The following is a 19224-nucleotide window of genomic DNA, read 5'->3' on the forward strand; positions in this document are numbered from 1 at the left end:
CGGGAGGTGATCATCTGGTGGTCTCCTTATGGGTGGTGCCGTGAGTGATGAGGTGGGCCCGCGGTGTCGGCCCCGTGAGAGGGAGGCGTCCGGGACGTGGGTCCGGGCCTCGGTCGGGCTCGGGCTCCGCCACGGCGATGTGCGGCCGCAGTGGCGGGGCGGAACTGGGGTCAGGCCGCCCCCGGGGACTGGGCGTGGGCCGAGGCCCGGGTCAGCGTGCGGGTGGCGTGGACGAGGAGGACGAGTGCGGCCGTGCCGCACACGAGGGCGGGGACGGCGCCGGGTCCCCAGGCAGCGACGACGGCCTCGACGGGAACGGCCAGGTAGGAGCAGGCGGGCAAGCGGCTTGCGAAAGCCGTGGCCAGTGCGACCGCCTCCGTCAGGGCGGCCGCGCGGAGGGCGACGGCCGGGGCGTGGGTGAAACCGCGCGCGATGAGGAGCCTGGCGAGCAGGAGAAGCGCGCCGAGTGCGCCGGCTCCGGCATACCCGGGCGGCTCCTCCACAACCCTGCCGCTCAGCGCCAGCAGGGCGGCCAGGGCGCAGAGGTGGAGTGCGAACACGCCGAGGATCAGGGGCTTCACGGAATCGGAGAACTCCGCGAGGCCCCGGCTGGCGGCGAGTCTGCGGCGGGCGCGCACGGAGAGGAGGTGGGCGCACCAGGTGGCGGGGGCACAGGCCAGGGTGAGCGCGAGTACGGGGGCGGTGGCGAGGGGCCACGGACCGTGGGGGCCGTCGTCGAGGCCGGCGGTCAGCAGGCCGTCACCGAGGAGGGCGTACGCGATCAGCCAGCAGGTCCAGGTGCGGGTGCGGCTCGTGGTGCCGGACGGGGTGCGCAAGGGGCCCCGGTCGATGGCCACGCGGAGGCCGAACGCCACCGCGAGGGCGCCGACGGCGGCGATCACGAGACGGGACGGCCCGTCGGTCAGCCGTACTCCCACCACGGCAGCCGCGCACAGGGCGCCCGGCAACAGGGCGAGCACCGCCCATCCGCCGCGCGCGCCGGGCGCATGGGGCATCGGCTCGCGCTGGGTGGATTCCTCCCCGTCACGCGGCACGCGCGCGTACATCTCCTCGGCCAGCGAGAACACGTCCCGGTGCCGGAAGCGGGCGGCCGTCCGGTCGGTCACCCCGTGCGCCTCCAGCCCGGCGGCGATCTCCAAGGGGTCCACCGCACGCTCGCAGAGTTCCCGGTGCCGGTGCATCAGGGCCTTCACGGGGTCGACGGCACCGCGTCGAGCGGCGGGCTCGGCAGTGGCCTCGGCGGAACTGTCGTCGACCGGCCGGGGGGTGGCAGTGGGGGCGGCCACCGGGACGGGGTCCTGCGGGGCCAGAAGGCTTGAGGAGGTAGAGGGATCTGAGCAAGCGGATGAAGCAGACGAAGCGGATGAAGCGGACGAAGGAGGGCCGGGGTCGACCCACGGTTCCAGCCCGGCGGAGTGGTCAAGCCCATGGAGCCCGTCCACCTGCAACTCGCTCATCGGGACCCCTCCCCCGCACGCACGGGCTCCCCGGCCGCCGCGGCCGGAGGCGCAGCGCCGGTCCTGGCCGGTGGCGGAGGCGCTGTCGAGGCCGCAGTCGACGCCGTGGCCCGCCCAGCCGTAGTCGACGACACCGGCGATCCCACCGCCCAGCGCGGTCGCCCGACGGCGCCCCCGCCGAGGCCCGTGACACCGGCAACCCCAGCCACACCGGTCACCACATCAGCGACGCCGGCCACCCTCGCGACCCCTGCCACCCCCGCCACACCGGCACCTCCCATAGCCCCAGGGCCCCTCTCCTCTGCCGTGGACTCGGCCCAGCGGCCGGGTACACGGGACTCGGCCGGCGTACCGAAGGGCCGTGGTTCGCCGGTGTCGTCGAGGACGAACCTGCGTACCGGAGCGTGCGCGAGAACCTCGAGGTAGATGCCACGAAATGCCGCGACGTTCTGCTCGACGGTGAAGAGTTCGAGGGCACGTGCGCGGGCGGCCGCGCCGAGACGCGCACGGCGTCGGGGTTCGCGCAGGAGCGCCACGCACGCCTCGGCGAGCGCGCGCGGATTGCGCGGCGGGACGACGAGCCCCGTACCGCCGATGACCTCCACGACCGCCCCCACATCGGTGGAGACCGTCGGCCGGCCACAGAACATGGCCTCGACCAGGGTGATCGGGAACCCTTCGACGACACTCGACAGCACGACGACGGCACCGGCCGCGTAGGCCTCGGCCAGGTCGGGGACGGCCGGGTCGCCGACCTCCTCGAAGGAGACGGGGTGGTCGCCGATCGCATGAACGCCTTCCGCCTCGTCGGGGAAGAGCTGCGCGGCCAGAACCTTGCAGTGGCCCAGATAGGCGGTCGCCTCGGCGCCCGCCGCCGCTCCCACGATCCTGAGCCGCGCCTTGGGCTCCGCCCGGCGGATCTCGGCGAAGGCGTGCAACAGGGAGATCAGGTCCTTGGCGGGTTCGATACGGCCGACCCACACCAACGTGTGCGGATCCGCGCTCTCCGGTGACTCACCGACCTCCGCGAATCGAGCGGCGTCCATTCCGGGATAGACGGTCCGGATGCGCGCGCGGTCGGCACCGCAGCGCTCCTGCCAGCGTCGGGCATGAGTGTTGCCGGGAGTGAGGCAGGCGGCCCGCCGGTAGACCTCGGCGGTCAGTCGCCGGTGGAAGGCCGCGAGCAGGGCGCGTACCGGCGCCTCTCCACAGGCCCCGAGGTAGTGCGCCCGCAGCGGCACGCCGTACTCGGTGACCAGGAGTGGCACTCCGTGGAAGTGACGGGCAAGCAACCCGGGCAGTGCGGCCGAGCCACCCGCCGCCGCGTGGCAGAGGTCGACCGAGCCGAGCCCGTCGTCCTCGTACCAGCCGAGCGAAAGAGGGCGCAGGGCGCGTTCGAGATGGGAGGCGACCGTCAACAGATCCGGTACACGCGCCTCGCGCGCCCCTCGTAGAGCGCCCGGCGCCCGACAAGCTCGCTCCAGCGTGCGCACGGCGCTCTCGGACCGCAGCGCGCCCACCAGTCCGCCCTTGTCACGGGCCAGCTCGGCGAGCCCGTACAGCGCGTTGCCGAAACGGTCCGCCTCAGGGTCGGAGCCCCCTTCGCAAGCCCCCACGCCCTCACCGGCCCCACGGGCCTCACCCGCTCGAGCAGCCGCCCCGACCCCGCCGAGCGCTCCGGCGACGCTCGTCGCCCCACCGAGCAACCCGCCTACACCGAACGCCCCGCCGCCTCCTCCTGAGCACACCGACGCCACCAGTTCGCCGTACGCCTCCACGAAACGCCTGCGCGCCCGGCGCCCGTGAACCACTCCGTCGTCCTCGGCGGTCCACAGCGGTGCCGTACGGACCCGGCTGACCTGCTGCGGCAGGGGGACCCAGCCCTCGTCCTCCTGCCGCTCGCTGCGGCTGAGCGCGTAGATGTCGAACTCGTGGCGGTCCAGCCCACGTACGAGTCGGTCGCACCAGAGCCTGGCGTCACCGCTCACATACGGATAGCCACCCTCCGTAAGCAGTCCGATGCGCACGCGTGCACCCCCGATCTCCCGTTTGAGGAGCCGCCGTTCACCCGGCGGCCAGCGGGACGAACGTATGCGGACAAGGCGGTGGCGCGATGGACGGTTGTCCATCGCGCCACTAAAAGGGGTGAACGGCCGTAACTTTCGCTAGCAGGCCGCGTTCGGTCGCGCTAAGGGATCAGTTGATCACGGGACGCCATATCCACGACCGGGATCCGTTCAGCTCCCGGGGTACGGCCACGGATTGGCTCTGCAGGTGATGCCGCCGTACGTGAGGAACTTGCTCTGCTGCTGCATGACGGGCGCGAGTTCGCCGTCCTTGTCGCAGGTCACATGGCTGTAGCCGAGACGATGGCCGATCTCGTGGTTGATCAGCATCTGCCGGTACGCGTGGATCTCGTCACCGTACGTCTCCGAGCCCTGGGCCCAGCGGTATGCGTTGATCATCACGCGTTCGGTGGCCGCCGAGTCGCAGGACACGTTGTCCACGGTCGTGTCGAGCCCCGACTTGGCGCACCAGGTCGCGGTGGTGCCCGGACTGGCCAGGGTGATCACGAAGTCCGGCGTCCCGGAGGAGATCCGTTCGAACGTACGGCCGCCGCTGTGGGCCCAGCTCCGGTCGTCGTTGAGTGTCTTGTGCACGGCCTCGGCGAACAGCTCCGCGTCCAGCCCGAGCCCCGCCTCGACATCAACCCGGTAGCGGTACCTCTGCCCTGCCCCCGGCCCCTCGTCGAAGCCCCTGACCGCCTCGAACTCCCCACCGCCGGCCAGGTCGGCCGGGAGCGCGTACTTCTGCCCCATCTTCTCGTCATAGGACAGCGGGGTCGCGGTCGGGCTCGGCGTGCTGGACGGTGTGGGCCGGTCTTCGCTGCGCGAGGTGTCGCGCACATCACGCTCTCCGGCAGCGGCGTCGGCGGCCTGCGGCCGCGTGACGGTGGCGTCCTGTCCGCCCAGGACCTGCCCGCCCACGACGGCAACCAGCACGGTCGTCACCGCGGCGGCCGCGATCCCGGCGAACGCCCGACCCTTGCCGCCCTTCGCCGCCCGCTCGCCCCCAGGCTCGTGCTCGTCGCGCCGTGACCGCTCTCGCGCAGGGGCTGGCGGCAGTGGCTGCTCCTCGATCGCCGCCTCGACCCCGCCATCGGCGTCGGCATCCGCCGCGCCGCGGGGGGTTGAACCGGGTGCGAAGACGTCGTCGAGCTCGTCGAAGGCGTCCAGATAGGCCTGACGGGGGCCACCAGGAGGCATGGTCTCCTGCCGCTGCCGGGGGATGGGGACACGGCGGCCGGAACGCTCCGGAGACCCGCCGTGCGGGGCGCCATGGCGTGCCGCCTCGCCCGGCACACCATACGGATCCCCCGGAGGCGCTCCTCGCGCCACGCCGTGCCCGGCACCCGACCGGCCCCCACCGTCACCCAACTGCCCCCAGCCTCCGCCAGCTTCTTGCTGCTCCGGGTGGCCGCTTCGGCTCCCGGAGAAGCCACGGGCCGCAGTGCCGTCGGGGAGCTGGGGAGAACCATGAGCAGCCGTGCCGTCGGGCAGCCGGGGAAACCCGTGCGCGGGCGTGCCGTCGGGGTGACTCGGCACACCGTGGACCGGCACCCCGTGAACCGGCACACCGTCAGGAAGCCGCGGGAAGCCGTGCGCGGGCGTGCCGTCATGGAAACTCGGCACGCCATGAGCGGCCACGCCGTGAACTGGCACGCCATCAGGCAGGCGCGGGAAGCCGTGCGCGGGCGTGCCGTCGGCGAAATGAGGCACTCCGTGGGACGAGGTGCCATCAGGGAAACGTGGAAAACCATGCGCGGGCGTGCCATCAGGGAAGCGCGGACCCTGCTGCCCGGGCGCTCCGTCCGGGTAGCGGGGCGGTCGTACCCCCGCCGCCGTCGCCCGAGCCGGTGCGCCCCCGGCGCCCCGGGACGTCGGCTCGCCCGAGTCCGACGCGCCCTTGGCCCCTGGCGCTCGCAACGCCGCCGATCCGCGGTCGCCCGATCCTGCGGGCCTCACCGCTCCGGCTTCCCTCGTATCGCTCGTGTCGCCCTTCGGCGCCCGCCCCTTGCGGCTGTGCCGTCCCACGCCGCGCCTCAGCTCCCCCCACCGGGAGAGCCCCCTGGGGGCCCGCCGGTGGCCGATTCCTCACCGTCGGCGGCACCCGAGGCGGAGACCGAAGCCGAAGCCGAAGCCGATGGAGCCGAAGGCGACCCTCCGTCCGCACCCGTTTCCGCGACCGCTTCCCAAGCGTCCGCGGTCTCCGCCGCCCCGGAACCCATCACCGGACTCGCCGGTGCGTCCACCCCACCGCCCGTCTTCGCCGCATCCGCGAGCAGTTCCCGGAAGGCGGCGGCGACCGCCTCCGGGTACTCCATCATCGCCACGTGGCCCGCGTCCGGCAGGCAGACGAGGCGGGAGTCACGGAAGGCACGGGCGGCGCGCTGGGCCATACGGAAGCCGACGAGCTGGTCGCGACGGCCGTAGACGAGGAGGGTGGGGGCGAGGACGCGCTCGGCCTGGCGCCACAGCGAGTGCTGCCCGCCGAGGGTGTACGCGTCCACGATCCCGCGCGCGGAACGAGTCAACGCGTCCCACATGTACGGCAGTTGGAGGCGTCGTTCCATCTCCTCCACGGCGTTGCGGAAGCCCTCCTCCGTGACCCGCCCGGGGTCGCCGTAACAGAGCGCCGTGACGCCCCGTACGCGCTGCTCGGCGCTCCAGCCCCTGGTGAAGCGGGTGAAGAGCGCCGCCATGCCCGGCAGCGCGAGCATCGCGGTCGGCACGGCGGTCCGCTGCACACGGAGCTCCGGCAGGGCGGGCGACACAAGGGTCAGGGTGCGGACGAGATCGGGGCGCAGGGCGGCGACGCGCGTGGTGATCGCGCCGCCGAGGGAGTTGCCGAAGAGGTGCACGGGGCCGCGCCCGGCGGCGTCGAGACAACGGATGACCGCGCGCGCGTGGCCCGTGACGGAGTAGTCGCCGTCGTCCGGCGGCGGGGAGTCGCCGAAGCCGGGCAGGTCGAGCGCCTCGCTGTCCACGAGCCCGTCGAGCAGTGGCATCAGCGCCGACCAGTTCTGCGAGGAACCGCCCAGGCCGTGCACGTACAGAGCGGGCGGGAGCCCCTCGCGCGCCGGCGGTCTCGACCGCAGCGTCAGTGTGATCCCCGGCAACCGGACCGACCTGAGCCGCTCCCCGGGGGCCACGCGCACGGCACTCGCCTTCGGCGACGCGGTGGCGGTCAGCAGGGACGGCAGATCGGTCGAAGACATGCGGCAATGTTACGAGACGATCACGCAGTGGCTCATGTGTTCGCCGTCACAGCATCCGCTGTAAATCGGCCACTTGTCCGGGGGTACAGGGGTGCGGAGCAGCACCGCCGGAGGGCGGTCGGGGATGACACCGCCGGAGAGGATGCGAAGTGGTCACCGCGGGAACCCGAGCAGTCACAACCGCGGGAACCGGAGCGATCACCGCAGGAACCGGAGCAGTCACACCGCGGGAACCGGAGCAGTCACCACCGGATCACGCCGGACCGCATAGCGCCACCATCGGCTGTCTCCTAGGCTCGTAGGCAGGGCACCCGTATGTGACCCCTGCCGCCTCCAGGACGTCCGGCGGCACCAGGGCAGCACCAGGAAGGGAACCCCACGATGGCCGTTGACCCGAGCGACCCCGACACCTTCGTCGAGGAGGAATCCGTGGAGATCGACGACGTCGAGGCCCCCGAGGCCGATGCCGCCGAGCAGCACACGGACGTCGCCCCGGACCGGGACGCCCCACTGATCGACGTCGACCGGGACGCCGCCAGCGAGGCAGACCTGGCGGAGCAGGCCCGTGTGGTCTCCCTCGACGAGGACGACTACCGGTGACCGGTCCTCCCCGGATACCCCCCGATCACCGATCCTCACCAGCGGCGATGACCGTGGACGCGAAAAACGACGATCGGTGACGGGAAAGGGCATCCTTCTGCCCGCCCTGCCCTTGTTTGACGTGGTACGCGGCACTTTCCCCGCCGTCCGGTCCGTGAAATTCTGCGCTCGCACCGCGCACACCCGGGTTACCGAAAAGTACGATGGCGGCGCGGCGCACACCGCATGTGGACGATCTTGGGAGGCGGCGTGACAGCCATCGAGCAGACAGAGGCGGCGCGCCCGCGGGGCACACGCCTGCCGCGCCGAGCCCGACGGAACCAGTTGCTGGGCGCCGCCCAGGAAGTCTTCGTGGCCCAGGGCTATCACTCGGCCGCGATGGACGACATCGCCGAGCGCGCCGGCGTCAGCAAGCCGGTGCTCTACCAGCACTTCCCCGGCAAGCTCGACCTCTATCTGGCTCTGCTGGACCAGCACTGCGAGTCCCTGATCCAGACCGTGCGCAGCGCGCTCGCGTCGACCACGGACAACAAGCAGCGCGTTCTGGCCACGATGGACGCCTACTTCGCGTACGTCGAGGACGAGGGCGGCGCCTTCCGGCTGGTCTTCGAGTCGGATCTGACGAACGAGCCCGCCGTCCGCGAGCGCGTCGACAAGGTCACGAACGAGTGCGCCGAGGCGATCCGCGACGTCATCGCCGAGGACACCGGTCTCTCCCGCGGTGAGTCGATGCTCCTCGCCTCGGGTCTGGGCGGCCTCGCCCAGGTGGTGGCGCGGTCCTGGCTGCACAGCGACCGCAGCGTCCCGCGCGAGCAGGCGGTCCAGTTGCTGGCCTCGCTGGCCTGGCGCGGAATCGCCGGCTTCCCGCTCCACGGCATCGACCACCACTGATCAGCCACCGATCGGCCCGACCGGTCGGCCACCGCTGATCGGAGACCTTCGACCAGCCACCTCTCCATCCCACCCGCGCCGATCGGCCGTACCGGTCACGCACATCCCGGGCCGGGGCCGTGACACGGCCCCGGCCCGGAGTTTTGTTCCCGCGCTCTGTTCGCTCCTGGCGTTCTCACCCGGAGCGTGTACGTCCCCTCACCGGGCTAATGTGTGCTGCGTACGGCGCGGAAGCCCGCGCGTTTTCACTGACCGTCGGAGGGACATAGCCGTGGAGGTCAAGATCGGCGTGCAGCACGCACCCCGCGAGATCGTGCTGGAGAGCGGTCAGAGTGCCGAGGAGGTCGAGCGTGCCGTTGCCGAGGCGCTGGCCGGCAAGTCGGCGCTGCTGAGCCTCACGGACGAGCACGGCCGCAAGGTGCTGATCCCGGCCGACCGTCTCGCCTACGTCGACATCGGCGAGCCGACCGTCCGCAAGGTGGGCTTCAGCGCGCTGTAGTCGAGGGCACGGAGACCAGAGGAAGGGGCCCGGTGGTGTGAACCCACCGGGCCCCTTCCGCATACCCGCGCGTGTCCGCTCCTCATCCCCCATGGCACACGCCCGCGCAGAGCGACCACATCTCATCCACAGCCGATGATTGCGTTCGGTGACTCGCGGGTAATACGGGCTACGACCGATTTGCCCAGGCCAGGCCGTGCGGGAGGGAACCCGATCATGTTCTTGGAAGCACTCGGATCCGCACTCCTCGGCCTGGCCCTGGCCTGCGCCGCCGCCTACCGTCTCCCCCACCGCCTGCCGCCCCGCACCCTGGTCCTCCCGACCGGCACGGCCGGCGCCCTCTTCGGCGCCTTCCTCACCCACACGGCACTGGGCTCGGCGAACTACCCGCTGATCCTCAGCGGGGCCCTGATCGTCGCCGCCGCGTCGCTCTCGCTCCTCCTGCGCCCGACGGAACGCTTTCGACGCAGGGGCTCGGCAACGGCGTAAAGAAGACCGCGCCCCCTGATCAAGGGGCGCGGTCCAGTGCGGCAGGGCGGGCCGGAGCCCGGTCAAGCCCGGCTCACGCCGCGAGGCCCAACGCGGCCATCCGCTTGGTGTGCGCCTCGGTGATCCGCGAGAACATCCGCCCCACCTCGGCCAGATCGAACCCGTCGGCAACACCCCCCACCAACATGGTGGACAAGGCGTCCCGATCGGCCACCACCCGCTGGGACTGCGACAGCGCCTCCCCCATCAAACGCCGCGCCCACAGCGCCAACCGCCCACCCACCCGCGGGTCCTCGTCGATGGCAGCCCGCACCTTCTCCACGGCGAACCCGGCGTGACCCGTGTCGTCGAGCACCGCCAGCACCAGCCCGCGTGTGTCGGAGTCGAGGTGCGCGGCGACCTCCCGGTAGAAGTCACTGGCGATCGAGTCACCGACGTAGGCCTTGACCAGCCCCTCCAACCAGTCGGACGGCGCGGTCTGCTTGTGGAAGCCGTCGAGCGCGTCGACGAACGGCTCCATGGCCCGCGTCGGCTCCTCGCCGACTTCGGTGAGCCGACCGGCGAGCCTCTCGAAGTGATGGAACTCGGCCGCCGCCATCTTCGCCAACTCCGCCTTGTCGACGAGGGTCGGCGCCAGCTTCGCGTCCTCCGCGAGCCGTTCGAACGCCGCGAGCTCCCCGTACGCCAGCGCGCCGAGCAGGTCCACGACCGCGGCGCGGTACTGCGGGTCGGCGGAGGCCCGCGCCCAGTCCTGGGCGGCGATCCCGGTGACCTCGGCGGTGTCGGTGGAGTCGGTGCCGGCGGCGTTCTCAGGCTTGTCAGACGTGGTCATGCAGCGCACAATAGCCCGCTCCGCGCGCGGCGGAAGGGCACGGTCATCCAGTGTGACGACGACTACGTGACCAAATCGGCCATCGCATATGCGTGATTCCGGGGTATGGTGGTAATGCGCCTGCTGGTACGTCGACGTAGCTCGACCGTGTCTCGACAGGCCGCACGCATGAGGATGCCCGGTCGGTGGCCCGATCGGCTCCGACCCGACAGCCCTCCTTTTCCGTACGGCTCTACGCGTACGGCGTCCGGAGGGAACCCCTCAGCGGTATGAGCGCTAGAGCGTCGGCAGTGGTCCCGTGCCACACGGCCCGCCCGTGAGGGCGGCCGACGTCCCCCGGTACGGTCCGACACGACCCCCGCGCTCGCCTCACGCCGCGTACACAGAAGAGGCAGCACCCTGACTACGACTTTCCGAGATCTCGGAATCTTTCCCGAGACGGCCGAGGCCCTCGAGGCCGTCGGCATCATCAACCCCTTCCCCATCCAGGAGATGACGCTCCCGGTCGCCCTCTCCGGCACCGACGTCATCGGCCAGGCGAAGACCGGCACCGGCAAGACGCTGGGGTTCGGCCTCCCGCTCCTCGAGCGCGTCGTCGTCCCCGCCGACGTCGAGGCCGGCCGCGCCAAGCCCGAGGACCTCGTCGAAGCCCCGCAGGCGCTCGTCGTCGTCCCGACGCGCGAGCTGTGCACCCAGGTCACCAACGACCTGCTGACCGCGGGCAAGGTGCGCAACGTCCGCGTCACCGCGATCTACGGCGGGCGCGCCTACGAGCCCCAGGTCGAGGCCCTGAAGAAGGGCGTGGACGTCGTCATCGGCACCCCCGGGCGGCTCCTCGACCTCGCGGGCCAGAAGAAGCTGAACCTCAAGCACGTCAAGTGTCTGGTCCTCGACGAGGCCGACGAGATGCTCGATCTCGGCTTCCTGCCCGACGTCGAGAAGATCATCAACATGCTTCCGGCCCGGCGCCAGACGATGCTGTTCTCGGCGACCATGCCGGGCGCGGTCATCGGTCTGGCCCGCCGTTACATGTCGCAGCCGACCCACATCCGCGCCACGGCGCCGGACGACGAGGGCGCGACGGTCCGGAACACCTCGCAGCACATCTACCGCGCGCACAACATGGACAAGCCCGAGTTGGTCGCGCGCATACTGCAGGCCGACGGCCGGGGACTGGCCATGGTCTTCTGCCGCACCAAGCGCACGGCCGCCGACCTCGCCGACCAGCTCAAGCAGCGGGGCTTCGCGTCCGGCGCGGTCCACGGCGACCTCGGCCAGGGCGCCCGCGAGCAGGCCCTGCGGGCCTTCCGCAACGGCAAGGTGGACGTCCTCGTCTGCACCGACGTCGCCGCGCGCGGAATCGACGTCGAGGGTGTCACCCACGTCATCAACTACCAGTCCCCCGAGGACGAGAAGACCTATTTGCACCGCATCGGCCGTACCGGCCGCGCGGGTGCCAAGGGCATCGCGATCACGCTCGTCGACTGGGACGACATCCCGCGCTGGCAGCTCATCAACAAGGCGCTGGACCTCGGGTTCAACGACCCGCCGGAGACGTACTCCACCTCCCCGCACCTCTTCGAGGAACTGAGCATCCCCGCCGGTACGAAGGGCGTCCTGCCGCGCTCCGAGCGCACCCGGGCCGGCCTGGACGCCGAGGAGCTGGAAGACCTCGGCGAGCCGGGCGGGCGTGGGCCGCGCGGTCGTGGCGGCCGGTCCTCCGGTCCGTCGTCCGCCGAGCGGGACCGTGAACGGGAGAGCCCGGCGCGTACGCCGCGCCGTCGCCGCCGGACGCGTGGTGGCGCCACCGTCGACGGGGCGTCCCCGGAGGCCGCCGCCGTCACGGAGCCGTCGGCGTCCGCGCGGACTGCGGGTGCTGACTCCGCCGAGGCCGAGCCCCGTGCGCCTCGCCGTCGCCGCCGTACCCGCGCCGGGGTGAACCCCGCCGCCGAGGCCGTGGTGGAGACGGTCGAGAGCACGCCAGCCGCGGAGGCGGTCGTCGAGCCCGTCCAGCCCGCGGAGGCGGTCGAGGATGCCGCCAAGCCGCGTCGCCGCCGCACCCGTAAGTCGGTGGAGGCTGTTACGGCTCCGGTCGCCGAGGCCACGTCCAGCCCGGAGGCCGCGCTCGACACGGCCGAGGGCACGACCGCCGCCGAACCGGCCGACGAGACCCCGGCCACGCCGCGCCGACGCACCCGCAAGGCCGCCGCCCCCGCCCAGGCCGTGGTCGAGGAGGCCGTCGCCGAGGAGGCTCCGGCCAAGCCCCGACGACGGACCCGCAAGGCCGCCGAGGCCGCCGAGGCCGCCGTCGAGGCGACGGACACTGCCGCCGAGGCCGTGGCCGACACCGTCGAGGCGCCCAAGCCGCGCCGACGCACCCGCAAGGCCGCGGTGGCCGAGGCTGCCGAGAGTGTGGTGGAGGCTGTCGCGGAGGAAGCGACGCCCGCGCCTCGCCGCCGGACCCGGAAGGCTGCGGCGGCTGTCGCCGAGGCCGCGCTCGACACGGCCGAGGGCACGACCGCCGCCGAACCGGCCGACGAGACCCCGGCCACGCCGCGCCGACGCACCCGCAAGGCCGCCGCCCCCGCCCAGGCCATGGTCGAGGAGGCCGTCGCCGAGGAGGCTCCGGCCAAGCCCCGACGACGGACCCGCAAGGCCGCCGAGGCCGCCGAGGCCGCCGTCGAGGCGACGGACACTGCCGCCGAGGCCGCGGCCGACACCGTCGAGGCGCCCAAGCCGCGCCGACGCACCCGCAAGGCCGCGGTGGCCGAGGCGTCGGTTCCCGCGCAGCCGACGGAGGAGCAGGCCACGAAGCCGCGTCGGACGCGGAAGGCCGCGGTGTCTGCGGCTGCCGCTGAGGACGGGGTGACAGGTGAGGCTCCGGCGCCGCGGCGTCGGACGCGGAAGGCTGTGGCTGCCGTGGAGCCCGCGGAGGGCTGAGCGATCCGGTCAGTGAAGGCCCGGTTCCCGATTCGGGGGCCGGGCCTTCAGGGTTCTGTGGGTTTGTCGCCCCCGCCGCCCCTACCCGTCCCATCCCCAGGGGCGGTGCCCCTTCGATCCCCGTCAAAGAGACCCCCGTCAAAGACTCGGGGCTCCGCCCCGGGCCCCGTTCGCACAGTTCCCCGCGCCCCTGAAGGGACAGTCCTCCGCGCTCCTGCCGCGTCGGAAGTGCCGCCGGTTTTCCGCAGTTCCTCGGCTCTTTGGCCGTCAGGGTCACGGGACCAGCAGGACCGTCCCCCCGCCCGCCAGCTACCCTCCCCCCATGAGCCGTCCCCCGACGTTCACCCCGCCTCCCGGCGCCCGTGCCCATCTGCTGCGCACCTCCCGTGGGGAGTTCGCGGTGATCGAGGCAGGAACGGCGGTGAAGGGGAGTGTGCTGCTCGTGCCGGGGTTCACCGGGAGCAAGGAGGACTTCATCGCGCTGCACGAGCCGTTGGCCCAGGCCGGGTACCGGACGGTGGCGGTGGACGGCCGGGGACAGTACGAGAGCCCGGGCGCCAGGGACGACGAGGCGCCGTACGCACAGGCGGAGTTGGCCAAGGACCTGCTCGCTCAGGCGGCGGCCGTGAGTGACGGCGGCCCGCTGCATCTCGTCGGCCACTCCCTCGGCGGCCAGATCTCCCGTGCCGCCGTACTGCAGGACGCCTCCCCCTTCGCCTCGCTCACCCTCATGGCCTCGGGCCCCGCCCAGATCTCGGCCGGCCAGCAGCAGCGTGTGCAGCTTTTGCGGGACGCCTTGGCCGTGATGGACATGGAGCAGGTGTGGGAGGCCATCCAGGCGATGGAACCGCCGGAGGAGACCGAGACGGGGACTCTCGACGAGGGGCTGGACGATCGCGCCGACCTGCGCCGCCGATGGCTCGCGACCAGTCCCGCCCAGCTCATCGCCACGGGCCGCCAACTCTGCGCGGAACCGGACCGCGTCACCGAACTCGCCGCCGTGGACGTGCCCAAGCACGTCCTGTCCGGCGAACGCGACGACACCTGGCCGATCCCGGTCATCGACGACATGGCCGTACGTCTGCGGGCGCGCCGCACCGTGATCCGCGACGCGGAGCACTCCCCCAACACGGACCAGCCGAAGGCCACGGCGGCCGCCCTCACCGGCTTCTGGGACGAGATGACCGGCTGACCCGACGAGCAAGCGGACGGGCCGGCAGACCGTTGAACCCGGGTGGGCCCTCCGGCTGGTGATCGGGACGGGGGCGGCGGTCCCCGACGGAAGTCGGCGATACGGTGCTCGACCCACTCGGCGTAGGCGCGCGCCGGGCGCCGTGCCCGACGACCGGGTCAGCAGTGGCGACGGGCTCGAAGGCGACGCACCGGCCCAGCAACGCCCCGCCGGCTAGTACTGCGCCCTCAAGTGCTCCCAGAACCCGTCCCGCAGCGCACGTCTCAGATCGGCCTGGCCCCGCATCGAGTACTGGAGCAGCCCCTCCGCCTCGACGAGCAGGTCCTGGTCGACGGAGCCAGGAAGGTACGGGTGGCCGTGCAGAAGCTCCTGCAGACTCTCCCGACCCCGGGAGGCCAGCCACTTCGCGGCGATCTGGGCGCCGACGAAGCGGACGTCCTCGCGAGTGGGCCGAACGCCGGTGGCGGCCTCGTAGATGGTGGCGGCCCGCCGTGACACATACGGCTTGAAGAAGTCGAGGTCGAAGGTGCGCTGGCTGTCGACCTCCCAGAGCAGCGGTTCGGCCTGGTTGCGCCCCTCGGGTGCCTCGATGCCCCACAGGTGGACCCGCGCCCCGTACCCCTGCGCGGCCTCGACCGCCGAGACCAGGTCCTCGTCGCCGCCGATGAGGGCCGCGTCGCTGATCGCCCGGTGCCGGGCCAGTGACTCCAGGTCGGTGCGGATGAGGGAGTCGACGCCCTTCTGCTGGTTGTTGGCGTTGAGGTTGCCGAGCCGGACCTTCACGTCCGGCAGTTCGGCGATCGACTGCTGCTCCGCCGTGTGGATGCGGCGGCGCGCCCCGTCGTACCAGTAGACCCTCAACAGCCGGCTGTCCGCGAAGATCGTGCGCGCCTTGTCGATCAGCGCCTCGATGAGACCTTCCGGGTCGAGATCGAAGGACCGCCGGTCCTCGGTGCCCGCGACGAGCCGTCCCACCGCCGCGTACAGATACCCGGCATCGACGAAGATCGCGTGTGTCGAGGGCGTCTTCGCCACCTCGGCGAGCATGCGGTGCAGCAGCTCGTTCGTACGGTCGATGCGGGCGCCGAGCGCCGTGAGGTCGTCGTTCATATACTTCCATTGTCCCGGTGGTCACGCTACGAACACAACCGGTCCCGTTCAGTCTTCCTGCCTCCAGGTAGCCATACCTGGTCGCACCGCTCACCGGTTAGTAATTAGTCACTCAAAAAATTTCGTTAGCGTAGGGAATGTTCGCCGTGTGCATACCGTTGAGCACTCATGGAACACGGGCACCGACGACCCGCGCACCACCACCAGCAGTTCTCCTCAGGAGGATGACCAGACGAAGGGAGAAGCCCTTGCGCTTCGAAATCCTGCGACTCGACGATGTCAGCGGCATGCCCGTCGACAGCACCGTCGTGGACGCCGCCTCCGTCAATCGGATCGTGCAGCAGGCCGCCGCCATCGGGCAGCGCCTGTGGATCCGCCCGGCCGACGCGACCGCCTTGTAACGGGCGGATCCGTTCACACTTCAGAGCCCCGTACGGCCCATGCCGTATGGGGCTCTGCCACATGCGGTGACACTCCGGGTGACACGCGGCGACCGTGGCTCAGCCGCCCCGCACCACCTGGGTGACACCGTTGATGATCTGCTGCACGGCGATCGCGGAGAGCATCATGCCCGCGAGCCGGGTCACCAGCACCACACCGCCGTCCCTGATGACCCGGATGATCAGCAGCGAGTACCTCATCGTCAGCCACAGCACGACATGGATCGCCAGGATGGCGGCCCACACGGAGGCCTGACCGGCCACACCGTCGGCCTTCTGCACCGCCAGGATCACCGACACGATCGCACCCGGACCGGCCAGCAACGGCATTCCCAGCGGCACGAGCGCGACATTCACGTCCTTCGTCTGCTTCGGCTCGTCCGTCTTGCCGGTCAGTAGATCCAGCGCGATGAGCAGGAGCAGCAGTCCACCGGCGATCATCAGCGCCGGCACGGACACATGCAGGTAGTCCAGGATCTGGTGCCCCAGCAGTCCGAAGACGGTGATCACGCCCCCGGCCACACATACGGCCTGGAACGCCATCCGCTTCTGCGTCCGAGCCGGCCGCCCGGCGGTGAGCCCGAGGAAGATCGGAGTGATCCCCGGAGGATCCATGATCACGAACAGGGTGAGGAAGAGGGAGCCGAACACGGCGAGATCGAACACAGCGATGCCTTGCGAGAGATGATGACGTAAGAAAAAAGGGCAGCCCGAGGACGGTCCGTCGATGGCCACTGGACGACCGCGGTGGGCAGTCGTTCCGCGTCGGCGGAACGGTGGGCACGGCCGGCAGCGGCCGGGTGCCGTACGACCTACGACCGGGATCGGCTAGTTCCCGCCGGTCCCCGGGACGGGAAACGCTCCGGTGGCCCGTCGTGTGATCTCCCCGTAGACCTCGGGGTCGGTCGTGTACTCGCCGAGCACGCAGGTCTTTCGGCTGCCGTGGTAGTCCGAGGAGCCGGTGGTGAGCAGCCCCGACTCCCGGGCCAGCCCGCGCAGCCGCGCCCGCGTGGCCCGGTCGTGCTCCATGTGGTCGACCTCGATACCGTCGAGCCCCGCGGCGGCGAGCTCGGCGATTGCGGACTCCGGTACGGTACGGCCGCGCTTGACGGCGGCGGGGTGGGCGAAGACGGCGACACCGCCGGCACCCTTGATCAGCCGGATCGCCTCGAACGGGTCGGTCTCGTGCTTCTCGACGAAGGCGCGGCCCCCGTCGGCGAGCCACTGCTCGGTGAAAGCGTCGTCCACGGTCGGTACGACGCCGAGTTCGACGAGGGCGGTGGCCACATGCGGCCGCCCCACGGAACCGGCCCCGGCGATCCGCGCGACCTGCTCCCACGTCACCGGCACACCCAGTTCGTTGAGCTTGGCGATCATGCCCTTGGCCCGTGGTACCCGGTCGTCCCGGACCAGCTCGCGCTCGGCCAGCAGGTCAGGCTCCTCGGGGTCGAACAGATAAGCGAGCATATGCATGCTGACGCCGTCCAGCCGGCATGACAGCTCGGCACCGGTGACCAGCGTGAGCCCCTCCGGCAGCGCGGCGATCGCCTCGGCGTGCCCGCGCGTGGTGTCGTGGTCGGTCAGCGCGACGACGTCCAGCCCGGCCTCCCGCGCCTTGCGGACCAGCTCCGCGGGAGTGTCCGTACCGTCGGAAGCGGTGGAGTGACAGTGCAGATCGATACGCACGACTCGGACTCCAGGCGCAGACGACGAAACGGAAGCGGACACTCAAAGCAGCGGACGCTCAAGGATAGCGCCCTTTCGGACTACTCCTGTCATACCCGAAAGCGCCGAGTGCCCCCTACACACCTCGACGAGCACACGCGACGGTGCGGGGTCGGCGCCACCCCGACCCGGGGCAGTGGACCAGGGCGCCCTACGGTTCGAGGATCCGAGGCGACAGCGCCCCGCACGGCAGCAGTTCCACCTCGGCGCCCGCGTCCCGCAGATCCGTCAGCACGAGCTCGTCATACATCAGCAACCCCGTCTGCTCGGGCCACACGATCGCCCACAACCACAGCCCGAGCGCCTCCCCCGCGAAGACCGCACGGTCGTCCGGCGCACCCGAGACGTGCCACAGCGGTGTCGGCCGCCCGGCGGCCAGCACCTTCGCCTGCGGCGGCTTCTCGACGTTCAGATACGGTCCGGGGTCGGGCCCGTCGATGCCGGCGTACCGCGCGCCGAGGCCGACGCCGAGTTCCTCCGCGATGAGGACGAGTTCCCCCACGCCCCCGAGCGGGCCCGGACCGGAGCAGGCCACGGCCGTGGCGCGACCGCCGCTGCGGTCGTCCCCCGCGAACGCGGCCCCGGTGAACAGCCAGCCCACGGGCAGCGGCCACGGCATCCAGACCGGCACCTTGGCGCGGTGCACCACCACACCGAGGGCCTCGACGCTGGGCGGGATCACGGGCTGCATCGGGTGCACCGTGCCGTGCACGGCGCACTGCCAGGAGTCGGCAAAGAGGCCGGGAGCCCTGACCCGGCCACCACACTTCGGGCAACTGGGTTCGCCCCTCATAGGGCCCAACGGTCCTCCCCGTGCTTCCTCGCGTCAAGGACGATCACCCGTCCGGCGTGTGCGCGTCACATTCCGCGCACAGTCGCCCGAGTCGGGACAGCGGCCGACCCGCTGGACCAACCAACGGAATCAACTACCCACACGGTCAAGGGAAGCGGCGGTTTTCAGCCACCTGCCGAGCGCCCTCCGGTCACGAACGGCGTGCCGTCCGTCACACGAGGAAGTCGGCAAGGGTGGTCCGGTCAGTCCAGCGGGACAGACCTGCGGGCCGGGTCGCGGAGATCCGTCCCGTGGGTGAGCCAGCGCTCCTGGAGCGCCTGGGCGCCGTGCACCCGCTTCCAGGCGGCCTCGTTGGCGGTCATCGGCAGGAGGGGCAGGAACCGTACGGGGTCGGCGGGGGCGTCGAGTTCGAGGTCCTCGACCAGACCGCCGGGCTCGGCGACGAGGACGGCGGTGAACGGCGCACCGGGCCACAGCGGCCCGCCCACGTCGAGGGATGCGCCGGGGGCCACGATCACACCTTCGACCTGCGGCGACGCCGCGAGCACGGCGAGCGGGCGGAGCACCTTGTCGGTGTCGGCGACGCCGTGCCGTACGGACAGCACGAGCTCGGCGCGGGGGCCCTCGACCGGGTCGGCGAGCACCGCCGTGGGGTCGGACATCGGCTGGGCGGACATCCCGAGGGTGGCGTAGCGGACGACGTCGCCGTCGGTGAAGCGGAGGACCTCGATACGGTCCGTGCCGAGGAAGGTGACGGCGGCGCGCGCGTCCGGTTCGCCCAGCGCGATGCGCAAACGGGCCTCCACCAACGGAAGAACATCAGCCATGGGCCGAGCATAGAACTCGTCAGGAACCGGCAAACGGGCACCTTGACACTTCAGCTGACTGTTAGTCTTGGCCGCCGGTCGAGACAGCGCACGGGCACCACGCAGAAGCGTCGCTCTCACGCCTTCGCGT

At 71.7% G+C, this 19224-nt stretch carries 17 protein-coding genes; 7 read left to right on the forward strand and 10 right to left on the reverse strand.

The features are described from left to right. Positions 1 to 170: 170 nt before the first annotated feature. The 4 genes from ACFY9I_RS34730 to ACFY9I_RS34745 form a co-directional block, all read right to left on the reverse strand. Positions 171 to 1478: a hypothetical protein gene (locus ACFY9I_RS34730; protein WP_391009003.1), complete on the reverse strand. Its 1308-nt coding sequence runs from the start codon at positions 1476 to 1478 to the stop codon at positions 171 to 173. Beyond that, positions 1475 to 3505 carry a DUF3492 domain-containing protein gene (locus ACFY9I_RS34735; protein WP_391009005.1) on the reverse strand — a complete coding sequence of 677 codons (2031 nt, stop codon included), beginning with the start codon at positions 3503 to 3505 and terminating at the stop codon, positions 1475 to 1477. The genes ACFY9I_RS34730 and ACFY9I_RS34735 overlap by 4 nt, the downstream gene beginning before the upstream one ends. A gap of 210 nt (positions 3506 to 3715) precedes the next feature. Beyond that, entirely contained in the window at positions 3716 to 4744 is a 1029-nt protein-coding gene (locus tag ACFY9I_RS34740) for a DUF3152 domain-containing protein (protein ID WP_391009008.1), read from the reverse strand. A gap of 836 nt (positions 4745 to 5580) precedes the next feature. After that, positions 5581 to 6756: an alpha/beta fold hydrolase gene (locus ACFY9I_RS34745; RefSeq protein ID WP_391009011.1), complete on the reverse strand. Its 1176-nt coding sequence runs from the start codon at positions 6754 to 6756 to the stop codon at positions 5581 to 5583. A gap of 381 nt (positions 6757 to 7137) precedes the next feature. Between ACFY9I_RS34745 and ACFY9I_RS34750 the strand changes: the two genes are divergently transcribed. The 4 genes from ACFY9I_RS34750 (at position 7138) to ACFY9I_RS34765 (ending at position 9235) form a co-directional block, all read left to right on the forward strand. After that, positions 7138 to 7356: a hypothetical protein gene (locus tag ACFY9I_RS34750; protein ID WP_391009014.1), complete on the forward strand. Its 219-nt coding sequence runs from the start codon at positions 7138 to 7140 to the stop codon at positions 7354 to 7356. A gap of 249 nt (positions 7357 to 7605) precedes the next feature. Continuing rightward, positions 7606 to 8247, forward strand: coding sequence for a TetR family transcriptional regulator (locus ACFY9I_RS34755; RefSeq protein ID WP_391009017.1), 642 nt, complete (start codon positions 7606 to 7608; stop codon positions 8245 to 8247). 271 nt (positions 8248 to 8518) lie between these two features. Beyond that, positions 8519 to 8746: a DUF3107 domain-containing protein gene (locus ACFY9I_RS34760; RefSeq protein ID WP_009293559.1), complete on the forward strand. Its 228-nt coding sequence runs from the start codon at positions 8519 to 8521 to the stop codon at positions 8744 to 8746. Between the two features lie 216 nt (positions 8747 to 8962). Beyond that, positions 8963 to 9235, forward strand: a complete 273-nt coding sequence (locus ACFY9I_RS34765) for a hypothetical protein (RefSeq protein ID WP_391009020.1) — start codon at positions 8963 to 8965, stop codon at positions 9233 to 9235. 73 nt (positions 9236 to 9308) lie between these two features. Here ACFY9I_RS34765 and ACFY9I_RS34770 read toward each other — a convergent pair whose 3' ends face one another. Beyond that, a complete protein-coding gene (locus tag ACFY9I_RS34770) occupies positions 9309 to 10076 on the reverse strand; it encodes a ferritin-like fold-containing protein (protein ID WP_391009022.1) in 768 nt (255 codons plus the stop codon). A gap of 483 nt (positions 10077 to 10559) precedes the next feature. On the opposite strand from ACFY9I_RS34770, the gene ACFY9I_RS34775 reads away from it, so the two are divergent. Continuing rightward, complete coding sequence (locus ACFY9I_RS34775; protein ID WP_391009025.1) at positions 10560 to 13007, forward strand: DEAD/DEAH box helicase; 2448 nt, start codon at positions 10560 to 10562, stop codon at positions 13005 to 13007. Positions 13008 to 13329: 322 nt separating this feature from the next. Next, positions 13330 to 14199 (forward strand): alpha/beta fold hydrolase, encoded by an 870-nt coding sequence (locus ACFY9I_RS34780; RefSeq protein WP_391009027.1) that lies wholly within the window; start codon positions 13330 to 13332, stop codon positions 14197 to 14199. A 213-nt stretch (positions 14200 to 14412) separates the two neighbouring features. On the opposite strand, the gene ACFY9I_RS34785 is transcribed toward ACFY9I_RS34780, so the two are convergent. Next, the gene (locus tag ACFY9I_RS34785; RefSeq protein WP_391009030.1) at positions 14413 to 15309 is read right to left on the reverse strand and encodes an NYN domain-containing protein; all 897 of its coding nucleotides are present in this window, start codon (positions 15307 to 15309) and stop codon (positions 14413 to 14415) included. A gap of 224 nt (positions 15310 to 15533) precedes the next feature. Between ACFY9I_RS34785 and ACFY9I_RS34790 the strand changes: the two genes are divergently transcribed. Then, positions 15534 to 15710, forward strand: coding sequence for a hypothetical protein (locus ACFY9I_RS34790; protein WP_391009283.1), 177 nt, complete (start codon positions 15534 to 15536; stop codon positions 15708 to 15710). A gap of 99 nt (positions 15711 to 15809) precedes the next feature. On the opposite strand, the gene ACFY9I_RS34795 is transcribed toward ACFY9I_RS34790, so the two are convergent. The 4 genes from ACFY9I_RS34795 to ACFY9I_RS34810 form a co-directional block, all read right to left on the reverse strand. Further along, positions 15810 to 16415: a MarC family protein gene (locus tag ACFY9I_RS34795; RefSeq protein WP_391009033.1), complete on the reverse strand. Its 606-nt coding sequence runs from the start codon at positions 16413 to 16415 to the stop codon at positions 15810 to 15812. 162 nt (positions 16416 to 16577) lie between these two features. Further along, positions 16578 to 17435 carry a PHP domain-containing protein gene (locus tag ACFY9I_RS34800; RefSeq protein ID WP_391009036.1) on the reverse strand — a complete coding sequence of 286 codons (858 nt, stop codon included), beginning with the start codon at positions 17433 to 17435 and terminating at the stop codon, positions 16578 to 16580. Positions 17436 to 17625: 190 nt separating this feature from the next. Continuing rightward, positions 17626 to 18267 carry a DUF6758 family protein gene (locus ACFY9I_RS34805; RefSeq protein WP_391009038.1) on the reverse strand — a complete coding sequence of 214 codons (642 nt, stop codon included), beginning with the start codon at positions 18265 to 18267 and terminating at the stop codon, positions 17626 to 17628. A 242-nt stretch (positions 18268 to 18509) separates the two neighbouring features. Further along, positions 18510 to 19094, reverse strand: a complete 585-nt coding sequence (locus ACFY9I_RS34810; protein ID WP_391009041.1) for a suppressor of fused domain protein — start codon at positions 19092 to 19094, stop codon at positions 18510 to 18512. Positions 19095 to 19224 lie beyond the last annotated feature (130 nt).

The sequence above is a fragment of the Streptomyces sp. NPDC012510 genome, from assembly GCF_042955065.1.
GTDB lineage: Bacteria > Actinomycetota > Actinomycetes > Streptomycetales > Streptomycetaceae > Streptomyces.

Coding starts and splice junctions, on each gene's coding strand:
- ACFY9I_RS34730 (WP_391009003.1), bottom strand. CDS start 1,478: ATGAGCGAGTTGCAGGTGGACGGGCTCCATGGGCTTGACCACTCCGCC.
- ACFY9I_RS34740 (WP_391009008.1), bottom strand. CDS start 4,744: ATGCCTCCTGGTGGCCCCCGTCAGGCCTATCTGGACGCCTTCGACGAG.
- ACFY9I_RS34745 (WP_391009011.1), bottom strand. CDS start 6,756: ATGTCTTCGACCGATCTGCCGTCCCTGCTGACCGCCACCGCGTCGCCG.
- ACFY9I_RS34750 (WP_391009014.1), top strand. CDS start 7,138: ATGGCCGTTGACCCGAGCGACCCCGACACCTTCGTCGAGGAGGAATCC.
- ACFY9I_RS34765 (WP_391009020.1), top strand. CDS start 8,963: ATGTTCTTGGAAGCACTCGGATCCGCACTCCTCGGCCTGGCCCTGGCC.
- ACFY9I_RS34775 (WP_391009025.1), top strand. CDS start 10,560: ATGACGCTCCCGGTCGCCCTCTCCGGCACCGACGTCATCGGCCAGGCG.
- ACFY9I_RS34780 (WP_391009027.1), top strand. CDS start 13,330: ATGAGCCGTCCCCCGACGTTCACCCCGCCTCCCGGCGCCCGTGCCCAT.
- ACFY9I_RS34785 (WP_391009030.1), bottom strand. CDS start 15,309: ATGAACGACGACCTCACGGCGCTCGGCGCCCGCATCGACCGTACGAAC.
- ACFY9I_RS34790 (WP_391009283.1), top strand. CDS start 15,534: ATGACCAGACGAAGGGAGAAGCCCTTGCGCTTCGAAATCCTGCGACTC.
- ACFY9I_RS34805 (WP_391009038.1), bottom strand. CDS start 18,267: ATGAGGGGCGAACCCAGTTGCCCGAAGTGTGGTGGCCGGGTCAGGGCT.
- ACFY9I_RS34810 (WP_391009041.1), bottom strand. CDS start 19,094: ATGGCTGATGTTCTTCCGTTGGTGGAGGCCCGTTTGCGCATCGCGCTG.